Origin of the sequence: Ruminococcus sp. AF31-8BH, from assembly GCF_003460605.1 — a bacterium.
In the GTDB taxonomy this organism is placed as follows: domain Bacteria; phylum Bacillota; class Clostridia; order Lachnospirales; family Lachnospiraceae; genus Blautia_A; species Blautia_A acetigignens.
The window spans coordinates 107294-123443 of the sequence record NZ_QTVN01000001.1 but is presented as its reverse complement, the minus strand read 5'-3'; the positions used below and the strand labels follow the sequence as shown (position 1 = coordinate 123443).

Genomic DNA, 16150 nt, shown 5'->3' with positions numbered 1-16150 from the left:
AATAAGAATGACATGGAGCAATAACATGGAAAAAATGGATTTGTTTAGGATTACCCAGGCGCATGGATATATTTTCCAGATTTTTTTCGCGGAAGTCCTTTGTACAAGATATTTGCCAAAGAAAAAGAATTTTCTATTACGGGCATTGACCAGTGGGATGATTTTTCTGCTGCTTTCTGTTGTGCTGCCGAATATAATCAGCAATTATGTTTCAGGAGTATTTTCCTTTACCGTATTCTTTCTCAGTCTTGGCTTCTGGCAATTCTGCCTGGCTGCAGATTCCCAGGAAATATTGTATAGCTGCATGCTGGCTTTATTTATCCAGAATCTGTCCTCCAACGTGTATAATGTTATTTTTTATTCAATATTTTACGGAGCACCTGTAACAGTACAGTTTTCACTTTCGGTAATTTTAATGCTGCTGATCTATAGTGTTTTCTATTTCCTGATCATAAAGAGATTTGCAAAGGAAAGGCTGGAAAATATGCTGAGCAATACGGCATGGATCTGGCTGATCGCAGTTGGTATTTTTGTATTTTTCCTGCACTATTTATTCTGGATGTATGGAATACGGGATGTCTGGGTAGTATATCCGCCGCTGATTCTTTGCGATATTCTGGGGCTTGGCGTCGCCCTTGGATTTGTGGAGCTTCGCACAAGAAATGCAGACAATGAAAAGCTCCGCCAGCTTCTGGAATTGGAGAAAAAGCAGTTTGAGATGACCAGAAGCAACGTGGAATTTGTAAACAGAAACGCCCACGATTTGAAACATTACATTCACAAAATCCAGCGCCTGGAAAATTCGGAAACAGAAGAACTGGAGAAGGTACTGACCAAAGTGGAAGCCTATGAAAGTACATTCCAGACAGAAAATGCAGCACTGGATGTGGTACTGACAGAGAAAAAGCTTCTGTGCCAGCGGGAGAAAATTTCCTTTACCTGCATGGTTGACGGGGAAGCCTTAAATTTTATGAAGACTCTTGATGTGGCCTCCTTGTTTGGAAACGGCCTGGACAATGCCATCGAACACGAGCGAAAAGAAGCTGTAGAGAAGCGGTACATATTCCTGAAAGTATTTCAAAAAGGCAGCTTCGTCAGCGTAAGAATTGAAAACTACTGCTCTCATTTCCCCGAACTTTCCCCTGAAGGCTTGCCCGTAGCGTCCTCCAAAAAAGACGCCGCATTTCATGGCTATGGAACCAAAAGCATGCAGTACATTGTGGAAAAATACAACGGAAACCTCCGAATTTCCGAGGAGGGAAACCTGTTTGTTGTAAGCATGCTGTTTCCCACAGGGCAATATTTTTAAAATTCAACAGTTAAAATCCTCTGGATGACTCTGGGGGATTTTTTTATTGAGTGTTAATAAAATTGGAAAAGTGTACAGATACACATCAAAAAGTGTTGGAAAAGTGTACAAAAACGAGTTAAAAATCATTGGAAAAGCGGTTGGCTATAATTTTGCCAGAATTTCATATGAATTTGCCACCTTGTTCTGATAGCCCTTTTTCTGTGGTATTTTGACTGGTAGAAAAACCTGCGGGTATCGCAGCGAAAAGGAGAAGAGGAAATGAAAAGAAAGGCATTTATTATGGCTATGGTGATGTGTATGATGGGTTCCGCTGTGGGAACAACAGGGATGACTGTATATGCAGAAGAAAACACAGCCGAATCAGAAGAGAGCGTTGAGACAGAAGAAAGTACCGAATCAGAAGAAGGTACTGAAACTGAGGCAAGTGTAGAGACGAGTACAGAAGCTGGAGACACACTTGCAGAAGGCCAGGTTCTTCTTCCTGCATCAGAAGCAGTCTTCACTGAGGGCGAAGGCGTAGGCCCGGATAACGAAAAAGAGCCGACTTCCTATGACGAAGAAGTTGGCATGATCCGTGCAGCAGCCCAGGGAACAGAAATCGTATACACTGTCCCGGAAGGTGCAGAAGGAACTTATGATATGTACCTTACCGTATCTAAGGTTCTGGCAGCATTCAGCTCCCAGCCGTTTACCTTTACTATCAATGACGGGGAAACTTTTTCCGTGCCTGTAGATTTGCAGGTTCCGGCAGATTCCCCTGCATCCTACACAGAAGACGGAGAGTACGACGAAGGAACTCTCACGGATTCCGGAAGATTTCTGATTAAACAGAGCCTGGAATTAAAAGCTGGAGACACCATCAAGGTTACCTGTGCATTTGGATGCAAGGCTCCGACTCTGAAGGGAATGGTTTTCCCATATGTAGGAGATGTTCTTCTGGCACCTGCCGGAAGTGAGGTGCCAACCGGATACGATAACACAGTGAAAACAGTTCCAGAAGCAGACCCATCCGATCCTCTTGCAGGGCTTAATATTATCTGGCTTGGTTCCTCTGTAACATACGGTGCACAAGCCGGGGGACATTATTCCATGGTAGATGCCATCCAGGACAACCATCCGGGAACTGTTTGCGAAAAATACGCCATCAGCGCTACCACACTGGTAAACGAGAAGGAAGACTCCTATGTTGGAAGAATGAAGCTGATCAGCAAAGATGAGACTCCGGATCTGTTTGTAGTTCAGCTGTCCACCAACGATGCAACCACAGGAAAACCAATGGGAGAAGTCACTGACAGCACAGACCCTGCTGACTTTGACGACACCACAATTGCAGGAGCAATCGAAACCATTATTTCTTATGTAAAGGAAACCTTCGGCTGCCCGGTTGTGTTCTATACAGGAACCTATGCCGAGAAGGAAAACTATGAGGAAATGGTAGATTTGCTTCTTCAGATCCAGGAAAAATGGGGAATTGGAGTTGTAGATATGTTCCATAATGAGGATATGACCGCAATCTACGGAACAGACCTGTACAACGAGTACATGCACGATGAGGTTCATCCATTCCGCAAAGGCTATGTAGAATGGTGGACCCCGGTAATCGAAGAGTACCTGACAGAGTTCCTTGGTGAAAATAAATAAGGATAATTTCTAACTGCACCGATCATGTTGTGAAAATGACGGTCCATGCCAGTAGTATTGCTATTTAACAGTTGCAGATTATAATGGAAGTATCTTAAAAACGTGATTTCAGAAAAGATGCAGATACGATGACGGAAACAGTTCCGCTAACGTGTCATTTTTGAATAGGAACCAGTCACAATTGGACAACATTACCAACGGTATTTGTGCTATACTACCAAAAAATGAAGCTTGTTTTTGTGAAAATAGACAAAAGCGGTTGCAATTTGCGTATGAAAATTGACAGTCTGCGCATGAAATGAGCCGTGAGCGGAAAAATCTGTTATAGTACTACCATAAAAGATAAGCTTACGCGCTGTGGCAGCGCAAAATATAAAAGGAGGGAGCTTATGAGCAACAACAAAAAGTCCGCAGGTCTGTGGAGAGGACTCACATCAGTATCAGCCAGTCTTCTTGCAGTCACAGTGGGCGCATCGGCTATTGTGGATGCCAATGCAGCATTCATCAACACACGTCTTGGAGTTTCCAGCTACAAGATCGTAGACACAAGTAACGGAGAGAAAACAGATTCCACTTATTTCAAATCTGAGTTCTCAAGCCTTGATGAGGTAATCGCAGCGAAGGATGCTCTTGCAGCAGAAATCGCATCTGAAGGAACTGTATTATTCAAAAATGAAGATACAACCCTTCCACTGAATACTTCTTCTGACAAGGTCACCCTTTGGGGATTGAACTCCATCAATCCAACTCTGGGTGGTATGATCGGATCCTCTGTTTCCATTGATGCGGAAGCAGGTCAGAAGCAGTATGACATCCAGACTGCACTGACCGAGAAAGGCTTTTCTCTGAATCAGGATATGCTGGATCTGTACAGTAGTGAGGATGTAAATGGAACATACGGCAGAAAGAATGGCCATTCTTTACAGCCATCCTTCGGAACCATGTATGAGAATCCGGCAGCTTACAAGGTAGGCGAAGCACCGGAGAGCATTTACACAGACGATGTTCTGAAGTCAGCAGATGACACCGTTGCACTGGTTGTAATTTCCCGTGACAGCTCTGAGGCTTCCGACTACAACCCGAACATGACAAGCGCAGACGAGGCAGACAGCTATGAGCGTCCGCTGGCACTTTCCGATAATGAGAAAGCCATGATCGAGCTTGCAAAAGAGCACAGCACAAAGGTTGTAGTTCTTCTGAACACAAACAACCCGGTTGAAATCGATGATCTGAAGAACGATGACGGAATCGGCGCAATCGTATGGGCTGGTGAGCCAGGTGCAAACGGCTTCCTCGGTGTAGCAGATGTTCTTTCCGGTGAGGTGAACCCATCCGGTCACATCGCTGATACATATGCAGTAAACTCTACATCCGCTCCGGCTATGGTAAACTACGGTGTATATCTTTACACAAACAATTCCCAGGCTGGCTCCGATGCAGTTCTTACTGAGGAAAACAAAGCAGACTGGTATCTGGTAGAATCCGAGGGAATCTACACCGGATACAAATATTATGAGACAAGATATGAGGACGAGATTCTCGGACAGGGAAATGCAGATACAACAGAAGGTTCTTCTGACGGCGCTGCATGGGATTATGCAAACGAAGTTTCTTATCCATTTGGATATGGACTTTCCTATACAACCTTCGAGCAGAAGCTTGAATCTGTAGATGTACAGGTTGGCGGAACTGCTACAGCAAAAGTAAATGTAACCAACACAGGTGACGTTGCCGGTAAATCCGTAGTTCAGTTTTATGTACAGTCCCCATACACAGAGGGCGGTCTTGAGAAATCTGCAATCCAGCTCATCGGTTACGGAAAAACAGAAGTTCTTGATCCAGGTGCTTCCGAAGAGGTAACCATCGAGTTTGATCCTCTTTACATGGCAAGCTATGATGAGGATGCTGTGAAAGCAGACGGTACACAGGGTGCATGGTCACTGGAAGCAGGAGACTACTACTTCGCAATCGGAAACGGTTCCCATGAGGCACTGAACAATGTACTGGCAAACAAGAACGGCAATGAAGACGGACTTGTAAAAACTGCTGAGACAGACGAAATCAACGCAGACAATGCAATCAAATGGAATCTTGCAGATACAGACATTGAGACCTATTCCGCAGGAGTTGAGAACCAGCTTCAGGATATGGATATCAACAATCTGATTGAGGATACTGTTGAATATACCACAAGATCTGACTGGTCCAAGGGATGGGAGCCAATTGAGTCACTGACACCTACTGAGGCTATGATGGTAGGTCTTACCGATCAGCTGTACGAACTCACTGAGAATGAGGGTGATGGAAGCGGCATTACATGGGGCGCAGACAATGGCATGAAGCTCATCGACATGATGCAGTTTGATGAGAATGGCAACTATGCCGGAGCATTGGACTTCGATGATCCGATGTGGGATCAGCTTATGAACCAGATTACTCTGGACGAGGCAATTCAGTTCATTGAAAAAGCAGGTGATGACTTCGAGAATATCGATTCCATCCAGCTTGCAAGAACATACGCAAACGACGGTCCTTTGGGATACACCGGTGACCAGGTTGGCGGTTATTTCGTAAGATGGTCAAAAGACCTTTCTGAGGAAGACTACTATACAGAAGAAACAGATGACAAGGCTACTTACCGTATGGCAACCATGCCAACAGAGCCGATCGTTGCAGCAACCTTTAACAAAGACCTTGTTGAAAGAGAAGGCGAGCTTCTTGGAGAAGATGGTCTGTGGGCAAATGAGAGCTCCTTATTTGCACCAGGTCTGAACCTTCACAGAACTGTTTACTGCGGACGTAACCATGAGTATTACTCAGAGGATTCCGTTCTTACTGCTTACATGGGAAATGCTCTCTGCGTTGGCTTTAAGAGCAAGGGAACCATGGCTGAACCGAAACATTTCGCATTCAACCATCAGGAAGCAAACCGTTCTGGTCTGTCCACCTTTATGACCGAGCAGGCAGCCCGTGAGAACGAGCTTCGTGGATTTATGATGTGCATGAGCAGTAACAATGCACAGGGCGTTATGACAGCATTCAACCGTGCCGGTACTTCTTTCGTTGGTGCGTACAAGAATCTTCTTGAAAACATTACAAGAAATGAGTGGGGCTATCAGGGATGGTTCGTAACCGATATGATTAATGGTGCGGACTACATGAACTGGAGAGACGTAACCGCAGCTGGCGGCGGCGGAACACTGACCTCTTCCGCATATGATACTTCTACTATCGGTGCTATGGCAGAATCCAAGAAGGCAATCGAGAAAGATGTAAACTTCCAGCAGATGATGAAGAAGAACATCAAATACTTCCTGTATCAGCTGGTACAGAGCAATGCTATGAACGGAATCAGTTCCACAACTGAGATCCAGACTGTAAGAACCTGGTATCAGAATGCACTGACAGGTGCTGAGACTGCATTTGCAGTACTGACACTCCTGTTCCTGATCATGACAATCCTGAAAACTGTTAAATCCAAAAAAGAAGCGTAATCGGAGGTGCGGATGATGAATAAGACAAAAAAATCAATCGGACTGTATCTGACGCTTGTAGCAGGCATTATCGCCATCGTAGAAGCAATCTATTATGGAAAAGTAATGTACACTTTCCAGCCAGTATATTATTTCCTGGCAGGAGCAATCGTCCTTGCGGTACTTTCCTTTGTACTGGTTGGTTTCAATAAAGTGATCACCGGATTTATCCCGGTTGTAAATGCAGTATTAATGGCAAGCGCAGCTGTATGGAGCGCTTCTGTAATGGTAAACCAGATCGGATACGTAGTTTCCGGACTGGATGGAATTGACACAATTATGAGCTTCATTATCTTCTGCAGCATTGCAGTGGTTGGTATGATTCTTAATATCGTAGCTTCCTTCCTGCCAGTTGCAAAAGAGGCTGAGTAATTTATCTGAGAATCTTCCGGGAACAGGCGTGAGATGACCTGTTCCTGGGAATGAAAAAATACAGTGGAAATACACTGTAGCAATTGCAAATATATCTGGCATGTTATGTTTGCAAAAAGACTGTAAGAAGTTAACTGCACGGCAAGCAGTTACAATAGAAAAGGAGAGAAAATCATGAAGAAAAAAGTTTTAGCACTTGTACTTGCAGCAGCAATGGCATCCTCTATGGCAACAAGCGTTTCTGTATTTGCAGAGGCAGCTACCGCAACAGTAGCAGACCTTCCGGCAGAGGCACAGTTCGAGCCAAACGCAGATTATGATGAGTACACAGTAGTAGAGTACACAATCGAAGATATCCAGGCTGACCTTGTTTGCACTGTATCCACAAACAAAGATCACACAGAGTTCTACCTTGAGTGCAACTTCTACGGTGATGATCAGATGACAAAAACAACCTATGATGGAAAAGAGTACACAGTAGAAGAAGATAAGACAGGCTTCATGAAAGGTGACACACCGGCAATCCTTGACAAAGCTCTTGAGCAGAACATCTGGGTTCCAATCGGTGATGCAGCAGCTTCCGATGATGCAAAAGCTGACGACAAGAAAGAAATCAAAGGTGTAACAGAGGATCAGCTTCCGGCAGAGCCAATGTTCGAAGCTAACAAAGATTATGACAAATGGACAGTAGTAGAGTACACAATCGAAGACATCCAGGCTGATCTTGTTTGCACAGTATCTGCAAAAGAAGACAACAGCGAGTTCTATCTTGAGTGCAACTTCTACGGCGATGACCAGATGACAAAGACAACCTATGATGGAAAAGAGTACACTGTAGAAGAAGACAAGACAGGCTTTATGAAAGGTGATACACCGGCAATCCTTGACAAAGCAATCGAGCAGGATCTGTGGGTATACTTCGACAACGGTGCTGATGATGCAGATGCAGCAGACGCAGAGGCAACTGATGGTGCAGCAGCAACAGCAGCAGACCTTCCGGCAGAGGCACAGTTCGAGCCAAATAAAGACTATGACGAGTACACAGTAGTAGAGTACACAATCGAAGACATCCAGGCTGACCTTGTTTGCACAGTATCTACAAACAAAGATCATACAGAGTTCTACCTTGAGTGCAACTTCTACGGTGATGATCAGATGACAAAGACAACCTATGATGGAAAAGAGTACACTGTAGAAGAAGACAAGACAGGCTTCATGAAAGGTGATACACCGGCAATCCTTGACAAAGCAATTGAGCAGAACATCTGGGTGACCATCGAGAAATAATTTTTACCGTGTGATTGGTAAAATGTGTTGAAATAATTGATTAATTTTCAGCGAAAAGATAAGCTTACACTTAAAAAATAATATACAGCATTTCGGTAACTGAGGTGCTGCAGCGAAAAGGGTGCCTTTGCCATGAGGCACCCTTTTTGCTGGAAAAATGTATGAACAATAAGCTGAAGGCAGCGTAAGGTGCCAGGATAAAAAGACTAAATTTTTGTCTTGATTCTGGTGCTTTGGCAGTAAAAATGCTAAAATATAAAGTGGTTACAAGAGATGATTTATGGGGGATTTACTATGCTTAGAGTGGCAGTTGCAGAGGACAATCCGAAAGACAGGGAACGGCTTTTAAGTTTTTTGAAAAAGTATGGGGAAGAGAAGGATGTGCAGATCGAAGTGGCGGAATATACAGACGGAAGTGAGCTTCTGGATCAGTACCGTCCCTGCTATGATGTGATTTTCCTGGATGTGGAAATGCCTCAGATGGATGGAATGAAAGCGGCGGAAAAAATCCGGGAAACAGACGAAGAAGTGATTCTGATCTTTATCACAAATATGGCGAAATATGCCATCAGAGGCTACGAGGTGCAGGCCCTTGACTATGTTCTCAAGCCAGTGAAATACGAAGCCTTTACCGTGAAAATGGACAAGGTAAAAAGGCTTGCAGAGAAGAAAAAAGACAAAAGCATCAGTATAAAGACCGGTACGGCAACCCACCGTCTGCTGCTGTCCCATATCCAGTATGTGGAGGTGGTACAGCATCTCTTGATATTCCACACAGAGGACGGGGATTTTTCCACAAGAGGTGTTCTGAAGGATGTGGAGGCTGTGCTGGAGGAGAACGGTTTTTACAAATGCAACAAGTGCTATCTGGTAAATCTTCGCCATGTGCGAAGCGTCCATGACGGAATGGTTCTTGTGGGCAATGACCAGCTGCAGGTGAGCCGGGCGAGGAAGAAAGCCTTTGCAGAGGCGGTAGCGGATTATATTGGGAATATGCAAAGTATTTGAGTCTGGGTTGCTTAGTGGATCTTTACTGAAACTTTTCCAAGGTGAGATTAGAGCGTGTTTGAGAAATCATTCCCACAATTTGTACGCTCCAGCGCCTATGAAAATATTAAACGTTTAAATTTATGCAGGATTTATGGGAGAGAAAGATGGAAACATGGTTACAGGGAATGGACGGATTTTCTTATTGCATGGAAATGCTGGCAGCAGCATTATGTTTCTTTATTTTTCTAAAAAAGAGAAAAGGCTTCTGGCTGCGGGTAGGAGCCAGTGCGATTATGCTGTTTTTGGCCAGTTTATTAATTTATCCTTATTTTGTTGATATAACGAATATTTATAACTGGATATGGTTTATTTTTATTTTTGCACTGACTATAGTGATTTGCTATTTTTGCTGTGACATTACATGGAAAGATGCAATTTTGGCAGCTTCCTGCGGTGCATTGCTTCAACATACGGCATCATCTCTATTTATTGTCATTTTTTATCAGGGAGTTATTCCTGAATTTTCAGGAATCCGCTACTGGGGATTATACGTATGTGTTTATCTTATCGGTACTATTCTGATCGCACGAAAGCTGCCGGATGAAGGGCACTATCACGTAAGCCGCGCCAACGCAGCAATTATGGCAGTCACAGTTCTTACAATCGTGCTGGTTTTAAGTGCTCTGGTAAAAAGTACAACTATTGATGTGATCGGAGTTGGAACAGCGAATAAGGAATACATAAAGCTGTTTCGTTTAAATCAGATTTATGCCCTTGGAGCATGCGTGCTGGTGCTGGCGCTGGAAACCATTCTGCAAAGCGAGCTTCGCGCCCAGAGAGCACTTTCCGAGAACAAAAACCTGTGGAACCAGCGGCAGCTGCAGTACGAAATGTCCCGTGAAAATATTGCCATGATTACCCGGAAATGCCACGATATGAAGCACCAGATTGAAGCCCTGATCCAGACAGAAAGCCATTCTGAAAGGCGGAAATCCTTCATCGAAGATGTGCAGGATATGATCCAGGTTTACGACAGTGACGTACATACAGGGAATGAAGCACTGGACACCATCCTCATGGAAAAAGGCCTTTACTGCAAGGTCCATCACATCGACTGGACCTGCGTGGCAGACGGAAAACTGCTGGAATTTATGGATGTGGTAGACCTTTTTACCATTATGGGAAATGCTCTGGATAACGCAGTGGAAAGCGTGGAAAAACGAGGCAAAGATGAGTTCAAAAGCATCGGTGTACGAGTGTGGAAAAAAGATCTTTTTGCAGTGATCCAGGTGGAAAACACCTTTGAAGGAGAGCTGAAAATGAAGGACGGCCTGCCCCTTACCAGCAAAGCAGACAAAGAAAATCACGGAATCGGTATCCGCAGCATCAAGTCCATTGTGGAGAAATACCAGGGAACTGTCAGCGTTCGTGTGCAGGACGGAAACTTCGTTCTTACCATTTTATTACCAATCATGTCATGAAAATGACGGTTCATTCCAAAGCCCTTGCGAGGGCTTTTTCTTTTGTTATAATTGCCTCATAAGCAATTGGGAAGGGCAGGAAATAGCTGGTGCCAGCACGCTGGGATTTCTGTATTTTGCCAATAGAAATAATTTTAGGAGAAGACAATTATGGAGAAGAAAGCCAAAAAGCGAATGAGCAACAAAGCATTTGCAGGAATCTGGGGAACCGTTCTTGCAATCCTTCTGATCGTGGTTCTGGTAGGCAATTATTTCGCAATGAAATATACCACCATCATCACCCGATCACTTGGACACACAACAACAAAGGTTACCACTACAGGTGATGGAAGCAGTGACAATGAGTACTTCAAAAGTGACTACAGCAGCCACGAAGAGCTGGTAGATCACGAGACTGAATTCAGCAAACAGCTGGTAGCAGAGGGAATTGTTCTTATGAGAAATCAGGACAACGTGCTTCCTCTTGAAAGCGGCAAAAAGATCAGTCTTTTCGGAATTGGTTCCGCAAAATTTGTATACAGCGGACTGGGTTCCGGAGCAATCGACACCTCCAAAACAACCAGCTTAAAGGATGCACTTGAGGCAGAAGGCTTCCAGGTAAACCCGGATCTTTACTCTGTTTATGAGAAGTCTGAAGCCCGTGTTGGAAAAGAAGAGGATCCATCCACATACCTGGATTCTGTAGCAGATTCTGTAAAAGAATACAGCGATGCAGCAATCGTAGTCATCTCCAGAAATGGAGCAGAGGCACAGGATCTTACCGAAGATCAGCTCTCTCTTTCTGATGCAGAAATGTCACTTGTAAAATATGCAAACGACAATTTCGATGATGTAATCGTTATGCTGAACACAGCAAATGCCATTGAAATGGGCTGGTCTGATTCCAGATTTTTCCCGAACATCAAGGCCTGCATGTGGGTAGGATATCCAGGACAGGAAGGTATCACTTCCATTGCGAAAGCACTGACAGGAGAGGTAAATCCGTCCGGCCGTCTTGTGGATACATATGCTTATGATTCCATGAGTGCACCAGCAACTCAGATCTTTGAGTATGGCGAGTGGACCAACACAAACAACGAGGAGAACGGACCGAAAAACGCTTACACTGTTTACGGTGAGAGCATTTACATCGGCTATCGCTATTATGAAACACGCTATGAGGACACGGTTCTTGGACAGGGAAATGCCTCCACAGCAGACAGCGAATACGATTACAACAAGCAGGTTCAGTACCCATTTGGATATGGAATTTCCTACACACAGTTTGATTACAGCGACTTCTCTCTGACAGAAAACGGAGATAATTTTACAGCACAGGTAACGGTTACAAACAGCGGCGATGTGGCTGGAAAAGATGTTGTAGAGGTTTATTTCCAGTCTCCATACACAGACTATGACAGAGAAAATCTGGTAGAAAAATCAGCAGTTGAGCTTTGCGGATTTGAGAAAACAGGAGAGCTTGCACCTGGTGAAAGCGAGACTGTAAGCATTGATATTCCGAAGGAAACTCTTCGTGCATATGATTACACAAATGCAAAAACTTACATTGTAGATGACGGTACTTATTACTTTGCAATCGGCGATGACTGCCATCAGGCACTGAACAATATTCTTGCTGCAAAGGGTTACACAACAGCAGACGGCATGGATGCAGACGGAGATGATTCTCTGGTTGGAACCTACGAGCAGAAGGAATTTGACAATACAACTTACGCAAAAGATGCTGCAACAGGCAATGAAATTACAAACCAGTTTGACTATGGAAACATCCAGACTTATGATGATTCCTATGTATATCTGACAAGAAATGACTGGACCGGAACATGGCCGACCATCTATGGTGAGCCAAACGAAAAAGGCAGATACAATGCAGAAGCAACAGAGGAATTTGTACAGTTAAGTCAGAATAATATTTATCAGGATGACCCGAACGAAGAGATGCCAACTACAAATTCCGGCGATAACATCAACCTGATCACCATGCGTGGAAAGGATTATGATGACGAGGAATGGGATGCAGTTCTTGACTGTCTGACAGTAGACGAGATGGTTGAAATGGTTCGTCTTGGCGGATGGCAGACTATGGCAATTGACAGCATCAGCAAGCCAATGTCCAGTGACCAGGACGGCCCTGCAGGTATCTCCGGCGAGCTGATCATGAGTGATGTAGACTGCATGGGATATCCGAACCAGGAGCTTTTGGCAGCTACATGGAACAAGGATCTGGCACTTGAGTTTGGTAAATGCATTGGTGAGGACGGACTTTCTGTAAACGTACAGGGCTGGTATGCACCTGGTGCAGGAACCCACAGAACACCCCTTGGCGGACGTAACTTTGAGTACTATTCTGAGGATACCTACCTTGCAGGTTCCATGTGCGCAAATGAGGTAGCTGGTGCACAGAGCAAGGGGATGTACTGCTATCTGAAGCATCTGGTACTGAATGACCAGGAGCAGAGACGTTATGGTATTTCCACATTTACCACTGAGCAGGCCCTTCGTGAGCTGTATCTGACTCCATTTGAAATGGCTGTAAAGGATGCAGACTGCCACGGAATGATGGCTGCATTCAACGGAATCGGCGGTATCTGGTGCGGTGCAAGCAAAGAACTGATCACCAACGTTCTTGGCAATGAGTGGGGCTTCCACGGCATTATCGTAACCGACTATGCATCTGCAAATGACGGCTACATGTTCATCGATGCAGGTCTTCAGGCAGGAACTGACCTGTGGCTGAACACTGACTCTGAGGTTTACAAAATGGGTGATGTATCTGACAATGCAACCTTAGTCACAGCCCTCAGAAACGCTTCCCACGACATCCTCTACACCGTTGTAACCAGCTCTGCAATGAACGGAATCGACGAAAATGTAGTAGTTAAGAAAGTACTTCCGCTGTGGCAGTACTGGCTGATCGCATTCGATATCGCAATGGCCGTAATCATCATCGGCGGCGTGATTTTGATCGTCAGAAGATGCAGAAAAAACAATAAGATTGAGATTGTGGTTGAAGAAAAGAAATAAGACGGATTAGACGCAAAAGGCGCTTCCCCGGGGAATGGGGAGGCGCCTTTTAATACATAAAAACATAACAATGCAATAACTTATTAAAAATCAATAGTTTTTACATTGCAATGCAAAAACTATTGATTTTTATTATGCGTTTGGACTACACTTTCATTTTTGATGATTGGGGAAATAAAAACTGCTATTAGGTTTAGATCCGCTGAAATATTGCGGATGGGTGTTTTTTATTAAAAAACTTACTAAATTTCTGATTATCTTTTCATAAGTTGGTAAATGCCGATATATCCCGTATTTTAGGGCTTTATCGGTATTTTCTTTTTGGAAGATACCTTGCATAAGCTGGCATTTACCAGCATGAAAATGCAACCAAAAGTAGTAAATGAGTAGTAAATATAAGCTCCGATATTAACAAGCCAGTCTTTCCAGTTCTGCTTTTGCAGATTGAAATGTACCGTGTGCATAATAGCCAAGTGTCATGGTTATGTTAGCGTGTCCCATAAGATATTGCAGGGTGTTTGGGTTCATTCCTCTGTTTGCCATATTCGTACAGTAAGTATGTCGGAATGAATGTGGTGTGATGTTCGGTAACTTGTCCGTGTGATACTTGTTATACTTCTTAATTAGTCCTCGCACCATGCCCTCATAGTTTCCTGCAACTTTAGGTAAGCCCTCACGGTTCAAGAATAGGAAATTGCTATAACCACCTACAATCAACGGTTGTGCCTTTCCTCTGTTCTTTAGTATTCTTTGGATTGCTTGATAAGCCCGTTCTGTCAATGGAAGTTCTCGTTTTCCGTTTTTGGTCTTTGGCGTTTCAATATAGTAGCCGATTTCGCTGTCTTTCAATAACTGGTGGTCTATATTGAGTATTCTGTTCTGCATATCAATATGCGTCGTTAGTCCGCAAAATTCAGAAATACGAAGTCCCGTTTCCAGCAGAAGCACAACCTCATCATAATACTTGCTGTAAATCTTATCCTTTTCCATAAAGGCAAGCAGGCGTTCTTCCTGCTCTGGTGTAAGGATAACTTTCTGCTCCGTATCATCTTCCAGAACATCACTTAGCTTAAATTCAAACGGGTTCTTTCTGATACAGTCGTCTTGTATCGCCATGTAAAATGACGCTTTCAAGGAACGCTTGTAGTTATCAATCGTTTTATAGGCGTATCCTTTTTCGCTCATTCTGATAGCCCATTCTTTAGCGTCCGACTGCTTAACAGTATCAATCGCCCTCATACCCAATGGGTCATTTTTCAGAGCGTTCATAAGATACTGTCGTCCTTTTTCAGTAGCCCTCTTGATGTTCTTTCTTTGGCTGTTCTTCTTGTCGTAGAGCTGGCAGACTGTCATTTTACCGCCTGCTGTATCGATACCGTCGTTAAGGTCTTTTTTAATCTGTGTTTCTTTTTCCCTCAACGATATATCATCACGCTTTCCAGCAGGTGTCTTGTCTGTCGGTACAAGTTTCCAAGAATAGATAAATTGTGGCTTTCCGTATATATCGGTATATTTATAAACGTATCTTCCGTCTTTTCGCTGGCTCTCTCCATTACGCAAATTGCGATTTTTACTGTCTTTTCGTTTTACATTAGACATAGTGTAAAGCTCCTTTCCGTCATGGAACGAGCCGTGATACGCTATATTTATTATACCATATCTACGGCTCAATGACATTAGATTTCGTCCAATGTATCTATGATTTTTTCAAATTGTTTTCGCTTAATCTGAATACGGTTGCCGTTCACGATAACCCAGCCAGCGTCAAGATTTTCTTCGGCTAATTTACGCAATTTCTTTTCGCCAATGCGGAAGTATTTGGACGCTTCTTCAACCGTCAGCGTATATTTTTCCCAAATAGGCACATCAGTATTGTTCATAATCTATGCACCCCCCTTTACTGTGTGTCGTTTTTTACAAGCAGGCAGACGGCTTTGGAAAGCTCCATTAGTATCTCAACTATTCCCATTCTTGTGGGCAGAACCGCACCATGCGGACGTATCATTATTCTGTGAGGATAGGTCGTGGCAAAACAACTTTTCCAACAGTCGCTCTCGGATCACTGCGTGGGTCGCTCGCTTTCTTTTGAAAAGGTCGTGGCGTACAGTCCCCGTGGCTCGCCATCTCACAAACGTATCTGTCTGCTTTATTCAGTTGTCAAAGAGCTGTGGTGAAAGCGTGTTGCTTTCATATAAAAGCAGGTGGCAGAGCAGGAAAGAGGGGGATATTAAATCATGCTCCGCTAAAAACTGCTTATTCTTCTGGTTCTAAGTCCATATCTTCAATATCAAAACCTAAAATCATTTTGATAAGTGCTTCTCTGATACGTCCTTTTAATTCCATATCTACAACGATATAAACATTGCCGTATTCATCATAAAGTGAACGCAAACAGCACTTTGATATGTAAGGGTCATAAAATGCCAGTAATTTTTCAATCGCTTTTTCGTTTCCGTCCATAGCTGATGAAATCAAGTAATAAGACGGTTTCTTAAATAACTGTTTCATTT

The 16150-nt window shown here is 43.7% G+C and carries 11 protein-coding genes; 8 read left to right on the top strand and 3 right to left on the bottom strand.

Annotated features, from left to right (window positions below; translation table 11 throughout):
• Positions 1–157: 157 nt before the first annotated feature.
• The 8 genes from DWZ38_RS00565 (at position 158) to DWZ38_RS00530 (ending at position 13640) form a co-directional block, all read left to right on the top strand.
• The gene (locus DWZ38_RS00565) at positions 158–1309 is read left to right on the top strand and encodes an ATP-binding protein (RefSeq protein WP_178105237.1); all 1152 of its coding nucleotides are present in this window, start codon (positions 158–160) and stop codon (positions 1307–1309) included.
• A 261-nt stretch (positions 1310–1570) separates the two neighbouring features.
• The gene (locus DWZ38_RS00560; RefSeq protein WP_117849394.1) at positions 1571–2953 is read left to right on the top strand and encodes an SGNH/GDSL hydrolase family protein; all 1383 of its coding nucleotides are present in this window, start codon (positions 1571–1573) and stop codon (positions 2951–2953) included.
• Between the two features lie 389 nt (positions 2954–3342).
• Positions 3343–6447, top strand: a complete 3105-nt coding sequence (locus tag DWZ38_RS00555) for a glycoside hydrolase family 3 C-terminal domain-containing protein (RefSeq protein WP_117849393.1) — start codon at positions 3343–3345, stop codon at positions 6445–6447.
• A gap of 12 nt (positions 6448–6459) precedes the next feature.
• Positions 6460–6858 carry a hypothetical protein gene (locus DWZ38_RS00550; protein WP_117849392.1) on the top strand — a complete coding sequence of 133 codons (399 nt, stop codon included), beginning with the start codon at positions 6460–6462 and terminating at the stop codon, positions 6856–6858.
• Positions 6859–7032: 174 nt separating this feature from the next.
• The gene (locus tag DWZ38_RS00545) at positions 7033–8145 is read left to right on the top strand and encodes a hypothetical protein (RefSeq protein WP_117849391.1); all 1113 of its coding nucleotides are present in this window, start codon (positions 7033–7035) and stop codon (positions 8143–8145) included.
• Between the two features lie 294 nt (positions 8146–8439).
• Positions 8440–9153 (top strand): LytTR family DNA-binding domain-containing protein, encoded by a 714-nt coding sequence (locus DWZ38_RS00540; RefSeq protein WP_178105236.1) that lies wholly within the window; start codon positions 8440–8442, stop codon positions 9151–9153.
• Positions 9154–9299: 146 nt separating this feature from the next.
• The gene (locus DWZ38_RS00535) at positions 9300–10616 is read left to right on the top strand and encodes a sensor histidine kinase (protein ID WP_178105235.1); all 1317 of its coding nucleotides are present in this window, start codon (positions 9300–9302) and stop codon (positions 10614–10616) included.
• A 150-nt stretch (positions 10617–10766) separates the two neighbouring features.
• Positions 10767–13640 carry a glycoside hydrolase family 3 protein gene (locus DWZ38_RS00530; protein WP_117849388.1) on the top strand — a complete coding sequence of 958 codons (2874 nt, stop codon included), beginning with the start codon at positions 10767–10769 and terminating at the stop codon, positions 13638–13640.
• A gap of 408 nt (positions 13641–14048) precedes the next feature.
• Here DWZ38_RS00530 and DWZ38_RS00520 read toward each other — a convergent pair whose 3' ends face one another.
• From DWZ38_RS00520 to DWZ38_RS00505, 3 genes are all read right to left on the bottom strand, one after another.
• A complete protein-coding gene (locus DWZ38_RS00520; RefSeq protein ID WP_003062094.1) occupies positions 14049–15239 on the bottom strand; it encodes a site-specific integrase in 1191 nt (396 codons plus the stop codon).
• Positions 15240–15316: 77 nt separating this feature from the next.
• Positions 15317–15520 carry an excisionase gene (locus DWZ38_RS00515; RefSeq protein WP_002322728.1) on the bottom strand — a complete coding sequence of 68 codons (204 nt, stop codon included), beginning with the start codon at positions 15518–15520 and terminating at the stop codon, positions 15317–15319.
• Between the two features lie 373 nt (positions 15521–15893).
• Entirely contained in the window at positions 15894–16148 is a 255-nt protein-coding gene (locus DWZ38_RS00505) for a helix-turn-helix domain-containing protein (RefSeq protein ID WP_002322727.1), read from the bottom strand.
• Between the last annotated feature and the right edge of the window lie 2 nt (positions 16149–16150).